The sequence below is a fragment of the Haloarcula sp. CBA1129 genome, assembly GCF_008729015.1.
Taxonomy (GTDB): Archaea; Halobacteriota; Halobacteria; order Halobacteriales; family Haloarculaceae; genus Haloarcula.
In genome coordinates this window covers 305,109-320,756 of record NZ_RKSM01000001.1, presented here as the reverse complement: position 1 = coordinate 320,756, position 15,648 = coordinate 305,109, and the positions used below count along the sequence as shown (strand labels likewise).

At 63.7% G+C, this 15,648-nt stretch carries 18 protein-coding genes; 6 read left to right on the top strand and 12 right to left on the bottom strand.

Going from position 1 to position 15,648, the window contains the following annotated elements; translation table 11 throughout:
* Positions 1-163 precede the first annotated feature (163 nt).
* From leuD to Har1129_RS01550, 7 genes are all read right to left on the bottom strand, one after another.
* Positions 164-808 (bottom strand): 3-isopropylmalate dehydratase small subunit, encoded by a 645-nt coding sequence (gene leuD, locus Har1129_RS01580; protein WP_151099059.1) that lies wholly within the window; start codon positions 806-808, stop codon positions 164-166.
* Positions 805-2,226 (bottom strand): 3-isopropylmalate dehydratase large subunit, encoded by a 1,422-nt coding sequence (leuC, locus tag Har1129_RS01575; protein ID WP_151099058.1) that lies wholly within the window; start codon positions 2,224-2,226, stop codon positions 805-807. The genes leuD and leuC overlap by 4 nt, the downstream gene beginning before the upstream one ends.
* A complete protein-coding gene (locus tag Har1129_RS01570; protein WP_151099057.1) occupies positions 2,223-2,489 on the bottom strand; it encodes a hypothetical protein in 267 nt (88 codons plus the stop codon). The genes leuC and Har1129_RS01570 overlap by 4 nt, the downstream gene beginning before the upstream one ends.
* Positions 2,482-3,513, bottom strand: coding sequence for a ketol-acid reductoisomerase (gene ilvC, locus Har1129_RS01565; protein ID WP_151099056.1), 1,032 nt, complete (start codon positions 3,511-3,513; stop codon positions 2,482-2,484). Before ilvC ends, Har1129_RS01570 begins: the two co-directional genes overlap by 8 nt.
* The gene (gene ilvN, locus Har1129_RS01560; protein WP_151099055.1) at positions 3,506-4,093 is read right to left on the bottom strand and encodes an acetolactate synthase small subunit; all 588 of its coding nucleotides are present in this window, start codon (positions 4,091-4,093) and stop codon (positions 3,506-3,508) included. Before ilvN ends, ilvC begins: the two co-directional genes overlap by 8 nt.
* An 8-nt stretch (positions 4,094-4,101) precedes the next feature.
* Positions 4,102-5,859, bottom strand: a complete 1,758-nt coding sequence (ilvB, locus tag Har1129_RS01555) for a biosynthetic-type acetolactate synthase large subunit (protein ID WP_151099054.1) — start codon at positions 5,857-5,859, stop codon at positions 4,102-4,104.
* A gap of 339 nt (positions 5,860-6,198) precedes the next feature.
* Positions 6,199-7,443 (bottom strand): LeuA family protein, encoded by a 1,245-nt coding sequence (locus Har1129_RS01550; RefSeq protein WP_151099053.1) that lies wholly within the window; start codon positions 7,441-7,443, stop codon positions 6,199-6,201.
* A 126-nt stretch (positions 7,444-7,569) separates the two neighbouring features.
* On the opposite strand from Har1129_RS01550, the gene Har1129_RS01545 reads away from it, so the two are divergent.
* Entirely contained in the window at positions 7,570-7,872 is a 303-nt protein-coding gene (locus tag Har1129_RS01545) for a DUF5779 family protein (protein ID WP_151099052.1), read from the top strand.
* Positions 7,873-7,991: 119 nt separating this feature from the next.
* Here the strand turns inward: Har1129_RS01545 and Har1129_RS01540 are convergent, their stop codons facing one another.
* Positions 7,992-8,270 carry a hypothetical protein gene (locus Har1129_RS01540; RefSeq protein ID WP_151099051.1) on the bottom strand — a complete coding sequence of 93 codons (279 nt, stop codon included), beginning with the start codon at positions 8,268-8,270 and terminating at the stop codon, positions 7,992-7,994.
* A 169-nt stretch (positions 8,271-8,439) separates the two neighbouring features.
* A complete protein-coding gene (locus Har1129_RS01535; protein WP_151099050.1) occupies positions 8,440-9,126 on the bottom strand; it encodes a VOC family protein in 687 nt (228 codons plus the stop codon).
* Positions 9,127-9,247: 121 nt separating this feature from the next.
* Here Har1129_RS01535 and Har1129_RS01530 point away from each other — a divergent pair, with 121 nt between their 5' ends.
* A complete protein-coding gene (locus tag Har1129_RS01530; RefSeq protein WP_151099049.1) occupies positions 9,248-9,928 on the top strand; it encodes a hypothetical protein in 681 nt (226 codons plus the stop codon).
* A gap of 47 nt (positions 9,929-9,975) precedes the next feature.
* Positions 9,976-10,386: a hypothetical protein gene (locus Har1129_RS01525; protein WP_151099048.1), complete on the top strand. Its 411-nt coding sequence runs from the start codon at positions 9,976-9,978 to the stop codon at positions 10,384-10,386.
* Positions 10,387-10,408: 22 nt separating this feature from the next.
* Here Har1129_RS01525 and Har1129_RS01520 read toward each other — a convergent pair whose 3' ends face one another.
* The 3 genes from Har1129_RS01520 to Har1129_RS01515 all read right to left on the bottom strand — a co-directional run bounded on the left by Har1129_RS01520 (position 10,409) and on the right by Har1129_RS01515 (position 12,263).
* Positions 10,409-10,618 (bottom strand): ribbon-helix-helix domain-containing protein, encoded by a 210-nt coding sequence (locus Har1129_RS01520; RefSeq protein WP_004515598.1) that lies wholly within the window; start codon positions 10,616-10,618, stop codon positions 10,409-10,411.
* 44 nt (positions 10,619-10,662) lie between these two features.
* Positions 10,663-10,827, bottom strand: coding sequence for a hypothetical protein (locus Har1129_RS20350; protein ID WP_191906150.1), 165 nt, complete (start codon positions 10,825-10,827; stop codon positions 10,663-10,665).
* Positions 10,828-11,087: 260 nt separating this feature from the next.
* Complete coding sequence (locus Har1129_RS01515; RefSeq protein WP_151099047.1) at positions 11,088-12,263, bottom strand: Xaa-Pro peptidase family protein; 1,176 nt, start codon at positions 12,261-12,263, stop codon at positions 11,088-11,090.
* A 133-nt stretch (positions 12,264-12,396) separates the two neighbouring features.
* On the opposite strand from Har1129_RS01515, the gene crtD reads away from it, so the two are divergent.
* Genes crtD through cruF form a run of 3 tightly spaced genes read left to right on the top strand, consistent with a single transcriptional unit; the run spans position 12,397 to position 15,646 of the window.
* On the top strand, positions 12,397-13,884 hold the full coding sequence (gene crtD, locus Har1129_RS01510; protein ID WP_151099046.1) for a carotenoid 3,4-desaturase: 1,488 nt from the start codon (positions 12,397-12,399) through the stop codon (positions 13,882-13,884).
* Between the two features lie 3 nt (positions 13,885-13,887).
* Complete coding sequence (locus tag Har1129_RS01505; protein ID WP_151099045.1) at positions 13,888-14,772, top strand: prenyltransferase; 885 nt, start codon at positions 13,888-13,890, stop codon at positions 14,770-14,772.
* Complete coding sequence (gene cruF / locus Har1129_RS01500) at positions 14,765-15,646, top strand: bisanhydrobacterioruberin hydratase (RefSeq protein WP_151099044.1); 882 nt, start codon at positions 14,765-14,767, stop codon at positions 15,644-15,646. Before Har1129_RS01505 ends, cruF begins: the two co-directional genes overlap by 8 nt.
* Positions 15,647-15,648: the final 2 nt, after the last annotated feature.

Sequence of the window (15,648 nt, the reverse complement as noted above, 5' to 3'; positions counted from 1 at the left end):
TCGAGACAGAAAATCCGTTCAGGCTATCCGAGGCCGCTTTGCGACCTCGCGGTAATCGTCCGCTACTGCGAACCGGACGCCGACGCTTCGGACACGTAAGGCGGTTCTCTGGCGCTCTCGACGTCGCCGTTCGCGCATACCGAGGTCGCTTCGCGACCTCGCGTTAGTCGTCCGCTTCGAGTTCCGACCGCGTCTGGTCCAGATACGGCAGTTGCGAGGCCGTCTCCTCGATAGCGTTCCGGTTTGCCTTCATCAGCGCCGTCGTGTCCCAGTTGCCCTCGACGAGGGCCTCGCGCTGGGCGCGGTCGACGCTGACGTTGATCTCGTTGTCACCGTAGGTGACCGTTTCCGCCCGCACGTCGACTTCGATGTCGCCATCGGGGTTGTCGTCGACCCACTGCTGGAGCGCGTTGATCGTCTCGTGGTCGGCAGTGACTGTCGGAATGCCGAGCGCGAGACAGTTCCCAGCGAAAATTTCGGCGAAGCCCTCACCGATGATGGCGTCGATGCCCCAGCGCATCAGGGCCTGTGGCGCGTGTTCACGCGAGGAGCCACAGCCGAAGTTGTTGTTGACCACCATCACGTTCGAGTCCTGAAACCGCTCCTCGTTGAACGGGTGGTCCTTCTCGTTGTCCTCGTCGTCGAACCGCAGGTCGAAGAAGGCGAACTCGCCCAGACCGTCGAAGGTGACGACCTTCATGAACCGCGCCGGGATGATCTGGTCCGTGTCGATGTCGTTCCCGCGGATCGGGATACCGGCTCCCTCGACGTAGTCGACCGACGGGATGTCCTCAGTCGCGTCGGTCATACTAATGCCACCTCCTCTAAGTCGCGCACGTCAGAGACCTCGCCGGTGATGGCCGCGGCGGCCACCATTCGTGGGTTCATCAGGACGGTGCGGCCGTCCTTGCTGCCCTGCCGGCCGACGAAGTTCCGGTTCGAGGAGGAGGCACAGGCCTCGTCGCCCTCCAGTTGGTCCTCGTTCATGCCCAGACACATCGAACAGCCGGCGTTGCGCCACTCGAAGCCGGCTTCCTCGAAGATGTCTTTCAGGCCTTCCTCCTCGGCGGCACGCTGGACGCGCTGGCTACCGGGGACGACGAACGCTCGCACGTCATCGGCGACCTGACGCCCCTTGACGATGCGGGCCCCGCGGCGCAGGTCGGGCAGTCGAGCGTTGGTACAGGAGCCGAGGAAGGCGACATCAATGTCGTACCCTTCCATGGTCTCGCCGGGCTCGACGCGCATGTGCTCCTGTGCGCGGCGGGCGGTGTCAACTTTGTCGTCAGCCAACTCCTCGGGTTCCGGAATCGGGTCATCGATGCCGATACCTTGGCCGGGCGTGGTCCCCCATGTGACGACGGGGTCGAGTTCGCTGGCGTCGATTTCGACGACATCGTCGTATTCGGCGTCCTCGTCCGAGCGGATGGACTCCCAGTACGGCTTGAGTTCCTCGAACTTCTCGGGGTGCTCTTGGAAGTAGTCCGTCCCCTCCAGCCACTCGTATGTGGTCTCGTCGGGGTTGACATAGCCCGCGCGAGCGCCGCCCTCGATGGACATGTTACAGATAGACATCCGACCTTCCATGTCGAGGTTCTCGATGGTCTCGCCGGCGTACTCGTAGACGTAGCCGACGCCGCCTTCGGTGCCCAGCCGGCGGATGATTTCGAGGATGATGTCCTTGGCCTCGACACCCTCGTCGAGTTCACCGGTGACCTCGATTTTGCGGACCTTCTGTTTCTCCATCGCGATGGTCTGGGTCGCCAGCACGTCCCGAATCTGGCTGGTCCCGATACCGAACGCGAGCGCGCCGAAGGCACCGTGGGTGGAGGTGTGGCTGTCGCCACAGACGATTGTCTTGCCGGGCTGAGTGATGCCCTGCTCCGGGCCGATGACGTGGACGATACCCTGATCGCCCGTCGTCGGGTCCGAGAACTGGATGCCGGCGTCTCGGACGTTCTCTTCGAGTTCCGCCATCATCGTCTCGGCCGCGTCGTCGCTGTAGGGCCGGTCCTGATTTGCGGTCGGCACGATATGGTCGACCGTCGCGTGGGTCAGGTCAGGTCGGGCGACTTCGAGGCCGCGTTCTTTGAGCATCCCGAACGCCTGCGGGCTAGTAACCTCGTGGATGAGGTGCAGCCCGACGAACAGCTGGTCCTGCCCGTTTGGCAGGGTCGTGACTTTGTGCTGGTCCCACACCTTGTCGTACAGTGTGTTCTCACTCATACTGTCTCGTCCCGCCCTTCAGTTCCGCGCTCGTACGCGCGGGTGACACCCTCGTCGGATGCTTCGTGGTCGATGTCTTCCATCGTCTCGTCTGTCTCCTCTTCGGCGTCGCGTTCGCCGCCGTCGGCGGCCACGACCGGGCCGCGGCGGAACACCGCGCCGAAGGTTCCGTTCGTCTGGGGGTGCGTGTGCTCGATGCTCCCCATGGTCGTGCGCGATTCGTTCTGTTCGTCGTCCGTCGGATCCGTGCGTTCGTTAGTCATCTGCTGGGGCTTCTGTCTTCTCTGCGTCGGCGTCCTCACCCCACGCGAACAGTTCGCGCAGGTTCTCGCCGACGGCTTCGATCTGGTGGTTCTGTTCGGCGTCGCGATACTGCTTGTAGGCGGGTCGGTTGGCCTGATTCTCGTTGATCCACTCGCGAGCGAACTCGCCGTTCTGGACCTCTTCGAGGATCTTCTCCATCCCTTCGCGGTCGATGACCTCCTCGCCGCGGGTCAAGCCGCCGTACTCGGCGGTGTCGGAGACGGAGTTCCACATCTCCATGTGGCCGCCCTCGTACATGAGGTCGACAATGAGTTTGAGTTCGTTCAGACACTCGAAGTAGGCCATCTCCGGCGCGTAGCCGGCGTCGACCAGCGTCTCGAAGCCGACCTTGACCATCTCGGTAACGCCGCCACAGAGGACGGCCTGCTCGCCGAAGAGGTCCGTCTCGACTTCTTCCTGAAAGGTGGTCTCGATGACGCCGGCGCGGGTGCAGCCGACGCCCTTCGCGTAGGCCAGTGACTCCTGTTTGGCGTTGCCGGTCGCGTCCTGATACACCGCGATGAGGCCCGGCGTCCCCTCGCCGCGCTCGTAGGTCCGGCGCACGAGGTGGCCCGGCGATTTGGGCGCGACCATCGTCACGTCCACGTCCTCCGGCGGTTCGATCTGGCCGTAGTGGATGTTGAAGCCGTGCGCGAACTGAAGCGTGTCGCCAGCGTCCAGTTCATCCTCGATGGCTTCGTACACGGCCGGCTGGACCGTGTCGGGGACGAGCATCACGACGCGGTCTGCCTCGCTGGCGGCAACATCGGGTGTCTCGACGCGGAGGCCGGCGTCTTCGGCGTCGGCCCACGACGAGGAGTCCTTGCGGAGGCCGACGACCACGTCCACGCCGGACTCATGGAGGTTCAGCGCGTGGGCGTGGCCCTGTGACCCGTAGCCCAGCACGGCTACGGTCTCGTCGTCGAGTGTCGATACGTCAGCGTCTTCGTCGTAGTAGACTGTTGTGGTGAATTCGTCAGACATCTTTCTCTAGTGTTTTCGGGCCGCGATCCAGTGCGGCGGCCCCGGTTCGCACGATCTCCTGCACATCGAACTGCTTGAACGCCTCGATGGCGGCGTCGATCTTCTGCTTGCTGCCCGTGATTTCGACGGTGACCGAGTCGGTCGACGCGTCGACGGCTTGCCCGTTGTACATATCGGCGACCGCATTGACGTCGTCTGGTTTCTCGCCGCTGACTTTCACCAGCGCGAGCTCCCGACGGACGGCCTCGCCTTCGAGCTCTCTGACCGAGATGACGGGAACGAGCTTCCGCAGTTGCTTTTTTGCCTGATCGATCCCCGGTTCGGGCTCCTCGATGAGGATCGTCATCCGGGCTGTGTCATCGTCGGCTGTTGGGCCGACGGTGAGGCTTTCGATGTTGAACTGCCGTCGGCTGAACAGCGCCGACACCTCCGAAAGCACGCCCGGTCGGTGTTTGACCAGCGCTGACAGCACCGCCTGTCGCGGTTCGTGGGTCACTTCGGCCTCGGGGTCGACGCGGATTCCCTGCGTGTTGCGTCGGCCCTTCGGGCGCATCCGTTCGTCCGGCGCGGGGCCCGGCATTCCTCCTGTCATAGTTGATCCAGATGGTCTTCTTCGAGCGCGAACAGGCCGTTGTCACCGCCGCTTGGAACCATCGGGAAGACGTTCTCCCCGGGGTCGATGTGGGCGTCGATGACGCTTGGCCCGTCGTAGTCGCGTGCTTCCTGTATCGTTTCCTCGACGTTCTCGTAGGACTCCAGCGTGAACCCGCGTGCGCCGAAGGCCTCGGCGAGCTTGTCGAACTGCGGGATCCACGGGTACTCCGAGGCCATCCGGCGGCCCTCGTAGAAGCCGTCCTGCCACTGGCGGACCATCCCGACCGCCTCGTTGTTCAGGACGACGTAGGTGATGTCCAGTTGCTCACGCACCGCGACCGACAGCCCCTGGACGGTCATCAGGAACGAGCCGTCGCCGTCGAAGCAGACGACCTCCTGATCCGGGGCAGCGAGTTTCGCGCCGATAGCGGCGGGCACACCGTAGCCCATCGTCCCGAGACCGTGGGAGGACACCCACGTCCGGGGCTCGGTGTACTCCCAGAACTGGGAGGCCCACATCTGGTGTTGCCCGACGCCGGTACAGACGATGGTGTCGTCCGGCGTCATCTCCGAGAACTGCTCGACGACGTATTGTGGCTTCAGCGGCTCGTCGTCGGGCGTGTCGTAGGACATCGGATACTCGTCTTTCCAGACCTGACACTGGTCACGCCACTCGTCGGCGTCCGGGGCGCGCGGCATTGCGTCGAACAGCTGCCGGAGCACTTCCCGAGCGTCGCCGATAAGCGGGTAGTCGGCGTAGACGTTCTTGCTGATTTCCGCGGGGTCGATATCGACGTGGATGACCTCCGCGTCGGGGGCGAAGGAGTCGACGCCACCGGTCAGGCGGTCGTCGAAGCGCGTCCCGATAGCCAGCATGCAGTCGGTGTTGGTAATCGCCATGTTGGCGTACCCGGTGCCGTGCATACCGGCCCATTCAAGCGAGAGTTCGTGGTCTTCCGGGAACGAGCCGATGCCGGGCATCGTCGTGATGACCGGAATCTCGTACTCCTTTGCGAACTCCCGGAGTGCGCTTGAGGCGTTCGCCTTGATGACGCCGCCGCCCGAGAGGATGACCGGGCGGTCGGCTTCGGCCAGCGCTTCGGCGGCCTCCTGAACGTTTTCGTCGTCCGCTTCCTCAGGCACCTCGTAGGTCTCTGGCGTCTCGGGGGCACCGGGTTCGACCTCGGTTTCGCCTTGGGTCACGTCCTTCGGCAGGTCGACCAGCGTCGGCCCCTGTCGGCCGGCGTCGGCGAGGGCAAACGCCTCGCTGACATTGTCCCCGACAGTGTCGGAGTCGGCGGCGAAGTAGCTCTCTTTCGTGATCGGTTGGGTGATGCCGACCGTGTCCGTCTCTTGGAACGCGTCGTTACCGACGAACTCCGTCGGGACCTGCCCGGTCAGTGCGATGACCGGGTCTGAGTCCATGTTGGCGTCAGCGATGCCGGTAACGAGGTTCGTCGCACCGGGGCCGGACGTGGCGAAACAGACGCCGGGGTCGCCAGTGACGACACCGTACGCGTCTGCCGCGTGAGAGGCCCCCTGTTCGTGGGCCATCGTGACGTGGTTGATATCGGAGTCGTACAGCGCGTCGTAGACGGGCATGATCGCGCCGCCCTGAACGCCGAAGACGTAGTCCGTCCCGGCGTTTTCTAGCGCACGGATGACCGATTGCGCGCCCGTTGTGACGGGGTCTTGTTCCGTTTCCGTCTCCGTTTCGTCCTCCTCCTTGGGGACCGATGCGCGTTCGCTCATCGTGCCATTCCTCCGTTTGTTCGGGGTCGATACCGCGGTGATGTGTATGCTGCGTGCATGACTGGTGACTCTGTGGTGTTGTAGCGAATCGATTCGACCGGGGGTGAAAATGTGAAAAGAGGGGCTATAGTGCCCCTACAATACGCACGCCGAGAATAGCGGTCGCGGTGCTGGCGGGTGGTCGAACCTGACGCCCAGCAGCCGCGGTCATCACATCTGGATGCAGTTCGTCCCGAATAATAAGCGTTCTGTGATAGTTGTTGGCGGGCAGCCGCTCGAAACCGGGTACTCACCGGTGGCTGCTCACTCGTAGTGACGGCCGAAAGCGAGGTCATCGACCTACGCCCGGACCTCCTCGCTTTCCTCGGTCACACCGATCTCCTCGGCGAACCGTTCGAGCACCGACATGGTGACCTGCTCTTCCGCGCCGTACTCCTTGACGCGGCGGGTCACTTCTCGGACCTCCGCCTCGGTCGGGTCGTAGCCGGCGTCGACGAGTCGCTCCCGAACCGAGTGGGCTCCGGTGTGCTTGCCGAGCACGAGTTCGCGCGTGGCCCCGACCATCTCGGGAGTCATGACGCCCGGTTCGAACGTGTCGGAGTTCTCGATGACACCGGCGGCGTGGATGCCGCTCTCGTGGGAGAAGGCGTTGCGCCCGACGACGGGCTTGTTCGCCGGCACCCCGATGTCGGACTTCTCCTCGACGATACGGGAGAGCTCCGTGATGCGGGTGGTGTCGATTCCGGTGTCGACATCATACAGCGACTCAAGCGCCATCACGACCTCTTCGTAGGCCGCGTTGCCGGCACGTTCGCCGATGCCGTTGACTGACACCTGCGCCTGACTGGCTCCGGCCTCGAAGCCGGAGATAGCGTTGGCCGACGCCAGCCCGAAGTCGTCGTGCGTGTGCACGTCGATATAGGCGTCGGTGCAGTCGTCGACAATCTCGATGAGGTCGTAGAACCGCCGCGGCGTGGCGACCCCACACGTGTCCGGAATGTTGATCCAGTCCGCACCCGCCGCGGACGTAGCCTCGATGACTTCGACGAGGAAGTCCTCGTCAGTCCTCGTGGCGTCCATCGGCGAGAACATGCATTCGGCGCCCGCGTCTGTGATCATCTCGACACAGTCGACGGCGGTGTCGAGTGCCTCCTGACGGGTCGCGTGCATGGAATCCTGCAACTGTACGTCCGACGTCGAGACGAAGGTGTGGACCATGTCCACACCAGAATCCAAGGCCGCCTCGATGTCTTTCTCGACCACACGCGCCAGCCCGCAGGTCGTCACTTGCGTGGACTCGGCGATGTCGCGCACTGCCTCGAACTCCGCGTCGGAGTTGACGGGGAACCCGGCCTCGATGACGTGGGTGCCCATCTCGTCGAGCAGCGCGGCTATCTCGCGTTTGTCCTCGTAGTTGAACGACGTGCGTGGTGACTGCTCACCATCGCGCAGCGTGGTGTCGAAAATCCGTGCGTCTGTTATCTCAGACGTGGAATCCAGTGTGCCCTGGAAGAACTCGATCCGCCGGAGATTCCGACGTGCCCTCGTTGTTGGACATAAGCACCCGTAACTGGATGCTTCCACTATTTATACTTGTCCATAAGGCGGTGATGCGTGCACACGGCACACGGTGGCGACCGTGGCTATCGCGACTGCCGCGCGTCAGACAGGTGGGGAGGATTTTTGCTCTGTCCGCGCATGTATGTGGCTATGAGCGATTTCGAGGGCCTTGACCTGCAGGCCGTGGAGGACCAGATGGACGAGGACCGTGACGGGGCCGGCAGCAACCGCGTCGTGCTTGGCGTCCTCGACGGGTCGGAGTCGCCCGAACAGTGGATCGACACCATCGAGAACGGAGCGGTACTGGTTCTCAACGTCGAGGGCGACCTGAACGAACTCGCCGCCGGGTTCGCCCGACCGGTCCGGGAGGCCGGCGGCGAACTGATGCATTTCCGGGGCTTCCTGATCGTGACGCCGCCGGGCGTCAGTATCGACTCCGAGCGGCTGGGCTGAGCGGCGAAACAGGCTCTGCCCTCCGAACAGAGCAGTATGGATGCTGGGCTTCTGGAACGAGCATATCGAGCACAGTGGGGTTTGCCGTCTCAGATATCCGGCAGTAGCTGGCACGTCGGTCACGGGGAGAGGAGTCGCTGTAGCAGTCCGTGCCACACGCGGATACCGTGATCCCACGCTTGCCAGTAGGTGTCGAAGAACCGAGGCGCACCCCTGTCAGTGTGGCGTAGTCGGGTCGTGATCTGGGCGTGGCAGTCCGGACAGCGGTAGTGCGTGCCGCCGCGGCGCTCAACCACAATCCAGTCGCCGTCGTACCTGCTCTGGTGCCCACAGTCCGGACAGAACAGCGTCGCCTTCGCAGGGACATCGCGCTCGATCCGGGAGTCAGTCGGGGACATCCTCAGGTGAACGGTGGCCGTCGACACGAAAAGGCCCTGCCTATGAGGGGTCTATACAGCTACTAATACAGGGGTAGTCATTATATTCACTTCCGGCGGATGCAGTTCCTGATACCACTGGTCGGCTACGCTGGCATCGGTAGCCGGCTACGCTGACACTGGCGGCTGCCTATTCTGACACCAGCGTCAGGTAGTGGCCGTCTGGGTCCCTGATTCGGACGCCGTCCTCAACGGACGTGACCGCGAGCGCGTCGTCGGCGACCTCCCGAGCCGTCGATTTCGGGTCTTCGGCGACGACACCGAAGTCGACGTGGACGCCGCCGCGGGCATCGGCGATACCGAGCCGCGGTGACCACAGTTCCAGATCGAGTTCACCGGTCGACAGCCTGACCCGGCCTTCGTCGCGGCCGTCGTCGACCAGCTCGAACCCCAACGTGGTGTAAAAGTTCACTGCTGTGGACAGGTCCTCGACTTCGAGGACGATCTCGAACAGTCCGGTGACGCCAGCGCCGTCTACCGCCCGCTCGCCGAGTTCCACGCAGTTCCCCTGCGGGTCATAGAAGTACAGCGACCGCGCGTCCCCGAACGTATGCTCGACGAGGTCGAAGCGCTCGTCCAGTCGGTCGTACCAGTCGTCGTACTCCCGTTCGGGGATTGTCAGCGCATAGTGGGTGTGGAGCCCGCCGCGCGGAACCGCTCCCGGCGCGCGGAGCCTGAGTTCGGTGTCGCCGGCCGCGAGCACGGCTTGGTCGGACGCCTCCGAGACGACATCGAGTTCCAGAAAGGCCTCGTAGAACGCCGTTGCACGGTCCGGATACTTCACCTCTAGCGTGAGCCAAGCGGGCGACGAGAGCATAGCGGCGCTTCGACCGCCACCGACAAAGCCGCTGTGGACGCCGTTTCGAAGGCAGAACAACCCACGCACGCGTGTTTCCCGTTCTCGACCATTTATTCGCGTCAGGCTCGTATAGAGGCGTATGCCAACCAACAGTCAGGACGAAACGACAGGGTGGACGGAGACGAACCGCTGGGACCGCGGCGTGAGCTACATCCCGTATCCCGACGAGATGATGGTCCGGGCGAGCCACGTTCTCAAGACAGACGCCGGTGTGTTTGTCGTCGACCCGATAGACGTCGACGGCATCGACGACTTGTTCGCCGAGTTCGGCGAAGTGGCCGGCGTCGTCATCCTGTTAGACCGCCACAAACGCGACAGCGCCGCCGTTGCAAACCGCCACGATGTGTCAGTGTACATCCCCGAGTGGATGTCGGGTGTCGAGGCGGACATCGACGCGCCGGTGGAACGCATACACCGACAGCTGCCGGGCACGGACTACGGCGTCCACAAGATTATCGAGAACACGTTCTGGCAAGAGGCCGCGCTGTATGGCGACGAAGACGATACGTTGGTCGTCCCGGAGGCGGTCGGGGCGGCGGACTACTTCCTCGCCGGCGACGAGCGCCTCGGCGTCCACCCGATGTTGCGCCTGTTCCCCCCGAAGAAACTCTCCCGACTGGACCCCGATCGGGTCTTGGTCGGCCACGGAGAAGGCGTGATGGAGGACGCGACTGAGGCCATCGCGTACGCGCTCCGCGGGTCGCGCGGCCGGACACCGGGCCTGTACGCGAAAAACCTCAAGTCGCTCGTGCTCGGCTAAACCGACGTAAACGACGGCGTTTTACCCGGGCCGTGCGAAAGAATAGCGTGGTCTATGTCACACGCGGACTCGTCGAAACGCTGTTGCGGCTCGCCAGCGAGGCCGAACCTGACGACGTGACGATTTCGCTGGCCGTCACGCCTGCAGAAGACCTTCCTGATGCAGATTTGCCGGACGAGACACCAGTGTTCACCGACTTCTATCTCCCTTCAGCCGGGGCCTCGGTGAACGCAGTGTTCGGCGTCGATCTGGGGACGCCGGCCGGCCAGACACAGGGGCGGTTCGTCTCTCACCCTGACGGGTATATGGGTATCAGCAAGACCGACGATCTGCACGAGGTGATCTTCGTCGGCATCCCGCCGTGGGATATCGACGCCTTCGGAGCCTTCGATAGAGCCGGACAGGAACAAGAGGTGACGGTTCTGGACGTCGAACCGCCCGAGAAGTATCCGCAATAGCACTCAGCTACCGTCGTGTCGGTTACTCCAGATAGCCGAGATCCCGCAGCTGGTCGGTGATGTCCTGAAACTGCGCTTCGGTCAGTTCTCCTTCGCGCTGGTGTTCGACGACGATACTCCGGAGCAGGAACCGAACGAGGTCAGAGGTGCTGGAGAAACTCGTTCCTTCAATTGTCTCTTCGACGCGCTCCGCGAGGTCCTTCGGAATCGATACCGTGGTGTAATCGGACATATCGGCATGGAGGCGTGCCGTCGGGATATGCGTTGTGTCCCAGTTCAGCGCGGGTCCCTAGCTTCCGTGTCGAACTGGCCCATCGTGGCGTGATTGGTCGGCGAGAACATCTTCGGCGCGCGGCGGGAGTCGCTGTCCGCGTCGTCGAACGGCAGCGTGGTTGTCGGGTACGAGTCGTCGTTTCGAGGGGTCGTGATTCGTGTTGTCATCCTGGGGGTCGTGTCGGCCGGCGTCTGTGGTTTGTGGGCAGTGCAGTGGGGGAGGTGTGTGCGGGGCGTACAATGGATACAAGCATTGAGTATCACCACCTTTCGCCCCATCCATAATAAATGTTCATGATGTAGTGGTGGAAAATATTGTCAAGGGGTAACATACTCCGCGAATACACGCTCTGGGGACCCGGACCGGAGACGCCAGAACGGTCTGTTATCCGATGGGAAACAAATGGAACGGCCCTGAAATGCCCGGATCAGACGACTAGCTGAATCCCGTACTCGGTCAGGTTCTCGTAGCCGTCAGCAGTGACGACGGCGATGTCCTCGATTCTGACGCCGCCGACATCGGGGTCGTAGAGGCCGGGCTCGATAGTGACGATGTGCCCCGGTTCGAGTTCGCCGCCATTCGGTGATAGCTGTGGGAGTTCGTGGACATCCAGCCCGACGCCGTGGCCTGTGCTGTGGATGAAGCCTGTCTCCGTCCGTTCGTCGTCACGCAGTGTCGGTTCGCCGGCGTCCTCGTACACGTCACAGACAGCGTCGTGTACGTCCTTGCCGGTCGCACCGGGTTCCAGCGCGTCGAACGCGGCTTCCACCGCGCGCTCTGTCAGGTCGTACCACTCGCGCACTGTCTCGCTTGGCTCGCCTTTGACGAACGTCCGAGTCATGTCGGCGTGGTACTTCGTCGCCTTGTCCTGCGGGAAGATGTCGATGATGATCGGCTCGTGAGCGGCGAGCGGACCGCTTCCGCGGTCGTGAGGGTCCGCGGCGTCCGCACCACAGGCGACGATTGTCTCGTCAAGCGAACAGCCGTGTCGGAGCAGCGTCACCTCTATCTCCTCTTTCACCCGCTCGCTTGTCAGCGTCTCCCCGTCGACTTCGAGCGTGTCGTCAGCAGCGATTTTCGACGCTTCGAGCAGCGACTCGGCTGCATCCATCGCCGCTTCGTTGGCCCGCTGTGCCGTTCGGATGTGGTCGACCTCGTCCTCGGTTTTTGTCGCCCGGATTTCCGTGACGATACCATCGGTATCAGCCGCCACGTCGACGCCGCGTGCCCGCAGGCCGTCGGCAGTTCGGAGCGGGAACCGCGGTGGCACGGCCACGCTCTCCACGTCATAGGCCGCAAGGAAATCCGCGAGGACGTGTGAGACCGCCTCGTCGGGGCCGTACTCCTCGACTTTCTCCTGATGGCCGAAGTCGACGTACCGCTCGACGGTATCGGCCCTCGACTCGCGCTTGGCTCGACCGAACTCGAGGCTCCGCGGGAAGAGCAGATGTGTATCGCCGTCGTACAGCGTAATGAACGGGTCCGGCGCGTCGAAGCCGGAGAGGTAGTACTGGTCGGACACCTCGGAATCCGCATCAAGGAGGTAGCCATCGACGCCAGCGTCATCCAGATACGCGTCCAGTGCCGCGAAATCGGGTTCCATACGTGCCAGTCTGGCCCCCATCCCCATATACGTCTCCACTGAGCCGCTCCGTGGTCCGGCATATGACGACGAATGCCATACCGATGCAGTTTGGCCGCCCATTTATTGACGTTCCAGCCCCTCAGTGCTAGTAATGAGTGACTTGTCCGGTGAGGATGTGACTGTCGTCGGCGGCGGTATCGGCGGCCTCTCCGCCGCGTGCTATCTGGCAGACGCAGGGGCCGATGTCGCGCTTCTGGAGAAAAACGAGCAACTCGGTGGTCGCGCCTCCCGGCTGGAGGTCGATGGGTTCCGGTTCGACATGGGCCCGTCGTGGTACCTGATGCCCGACGTGTTCGAGCGCTTCTTCGCCTACTTCGGTAAAGAGCCCCGCGATTACTACGACCTCCAGCGTCTTGACCCCCACTACCGCATCTTCTTCAAGGACGGCGACCAGATCGACGTGACCGGCAACAACGACCAGATGGCCCAGAAGTTCGAAGAGTACGAACCCGGCGCTGGCGAGGCCTTCGAGGAGTATCTCGCGACCAGCGAGCGCCACTACGAGACGGCGATGAACAAGTTCGTCTACGAGGACCGCTCGGAGCTACGGGACTGGGTCGACCTCGACGTAATGACCGCCGCGCCGGTCGGCCTCCAGCTCATCGGCTCGATGCAGGGCCACGTCGAGGACTACTTCGAGCACCCGAAGCTCCAGCAGATAATGCAGTACACCCTCGTCTTCCTCGGGGGTTCCCCCCAGACAACGCCAGCCCTGTACAACATGATGAGCCACGTCGATTTCAACCTCGGCGTCTACTACCCCGACGGCGGCGTCGGCGCGGTCGTCGACGGCCTCGTCGAGCTGGGGGAGGAACTCGGCGTCACGTACGAAACCGACGCCGAGGTCGACGAGATCTCCCGGCGCAAAGAGGGGTTTCTCGTCGAGACGGTCCACGGCGACACGACACATCCCGACGAAGTTGTCGTCAACGCCGACTACGCCCACGCCGAGCGGGAGCTGCTGCCCGAGCATGAGCGCCAGTACGACGACGACTACTGGGACGACAAGACCTACGCGCCGTCGGCGTTCCTCATGTACATGGGCGTCGAAGGCGACGTAGAGCCGTTAGAGCACCACACGCTCGTCCTACCGACGGACTGGGACCCGCACTTCGACGATATCTTCGAGGATCCCGCATGGCCCGACGACCCGGCGTACTACCTCTGTGTTCCCTCGAAGACCGATGACACCGTCGCCCCCGACGGCCACTCGAACCTGTTCGTGCTGGTCCCAATCGCGCCGGGCCTGCACGACGGCGACGAGATCCGCGAAGAGTACCGCGAGAAGATTCTGGCCGACATCGCCGACAACACCGGCGTCGACCTGCGCGACCGCATCGTCTACGAGAAGCAGTTCGCCGTCTCCGATTTCGGCGAGCGGTACAACGCCACCGAGGGAACCGCCCTCGGGCTGGCCCACACGCTTCGCCAGACGGCCCTGTTGCGGCCCAACAACCGCTCGTCGGCCGTCGACGGCCTCTACTTCACGGGGTCGTTCACGACGCCCGGCATCGGCGTGCCGATGTGTCTCATCAGCGGCGAACACACCGCGGAGGCGCTTATCGAAGACATCGCCTGAGTAATGCCAGAACTCCCGACCGACCGCATCGAAGCCGTGGTTCCGCCGGAGGAGACGCTCGTGGGCTACCTGTTGCGGCTCTCCAGACCGCGCTTCTGGCTCTATCTGGGCGGCCCGGTCATCGTCGGCGTCAGCTACGCGGCCGACAGCCCGGGAGAACTGTTCTCGCCGCTGGCTATCGCGCTGTTTCTGTACTTCACCATCCCCGGGAACGTCTTTCTCTACGGCGTCAACGACATCTTCGACGCCGACGTGGACGAGCACAATCCGAAGAAAGACGAGGGCCGCGAGGTGAGCTACCGCGGCGACAGCGTCGTCACGGCCATCGTCGTCGCCAGCGGCGCGCTCGCGTTGCTGTTCGTCCTCGGCCTGCCGATGCTCGGGGTCGTGGCCCTGCTCGCTTGGATTGCGCTGTCGGTGGAGTACTCGGCCCCGCCGCTGCGGTTCAAGACGACGCCGTTTCTGGACTCCATCTCGAACGGACTGTACATCCTGCCCGGCGTCATCGGATACGCCGCTATCGAGGGGGCGGCCCCACCAGCGACGGCGGTCGCCGGCGCGTGGCTCTGGGCGATGGGGATGCATACGTTCTCGGCGATTCCCGACATCGAGCCCGACCGCGAGGCCGGTATCCAGACGACAGCAACGTTCATGGGCGAGTCAAACACCTACTACTACTGCGTGATGTGCTGGCTCACGGCCGCGTTCGTGTTCAATTTCACCCACTGGGTGTTCGGCCTCCTACTGCTCGTCTACCCCGGCCTCGTCTTCGGGATTCTCGGTATCGGCGTGGACATTGACGAGGCCTACTGGTGGTATCCCGCGATCAACACCGTCGTCGGCATGGTATTCACACTTATCGCGCTGTGGGTGATGCTGTATGGCTGACGGCAAGGGCTTGGAGGTAGCGGGGTGGACGCTGCCGGAAACACGGGCTGACGCGACCGCGCGGTTCGACCGGTTCGTCACCGAGAACCGCTTTACCATCGCTGTCGTGTTCCCGCTCGTCGGCGCGGTGACCCTGCTGGCCAGCGCCGAGGGAGTGCTGCCCGACCCGCTCGCGTTCAACCCCTACTTCGTCCTGTTCGGGACGTTCGTGATGCGCCTGCCGCTGGTCGCCGGCGTCTTTCCGCTCGTTGACCGCCGGGCCGGGCTGGCGCTGGTCGCACTGACGCTGTACTCCTACGGCATCGAACTCGTCGGCGTCAGGACCGGCTGGCCCTACGGAGAGTTCACTTACGGCGTCGACCTCGGCCCGATGCTGCTTGGCGAGGTGCCCTTTGGCCTCCCGGTGTTTTTCTTCCCGCTGGTCCTGAATGCGTACCTGCTCGTCTTGCTGTTGCTCGGCAACCGCGCGGAATCAACCGCCGTTCGGCTGCTGGCGACGCTTTCGACGGTGATGCTCGTCGACCTCGTGCTCGACCCCGGTGCGGTCGCCATCGGCTTCTGGACCTACGACGTGAGCCAGTTCTATGGCGTCCCGTGGCAGAACTACGCCGGCTGGCTCCTGTCGGGGTCGGTCGCCGTCCTGCTGTTCGACCTCGGGTTCGACCGCGCGGGGCTCCGTCGGCGGCTCCGAGACTGCCCGTTCATGCTCGACGACCTCGTGAGCTTCGTCCTGCTGTGGGGTGGCATCAACCTCTTTTACGCGAACTGGGTGCCGGTCGGCCTCGCCGCGCTGCTGGGGGCTGGCCTCCTCTGGACGGACCGCTTTGACTTCGACCTCTCGGAAACGCGGCTCGGTCGGGCTGTCTGGCGGTGACC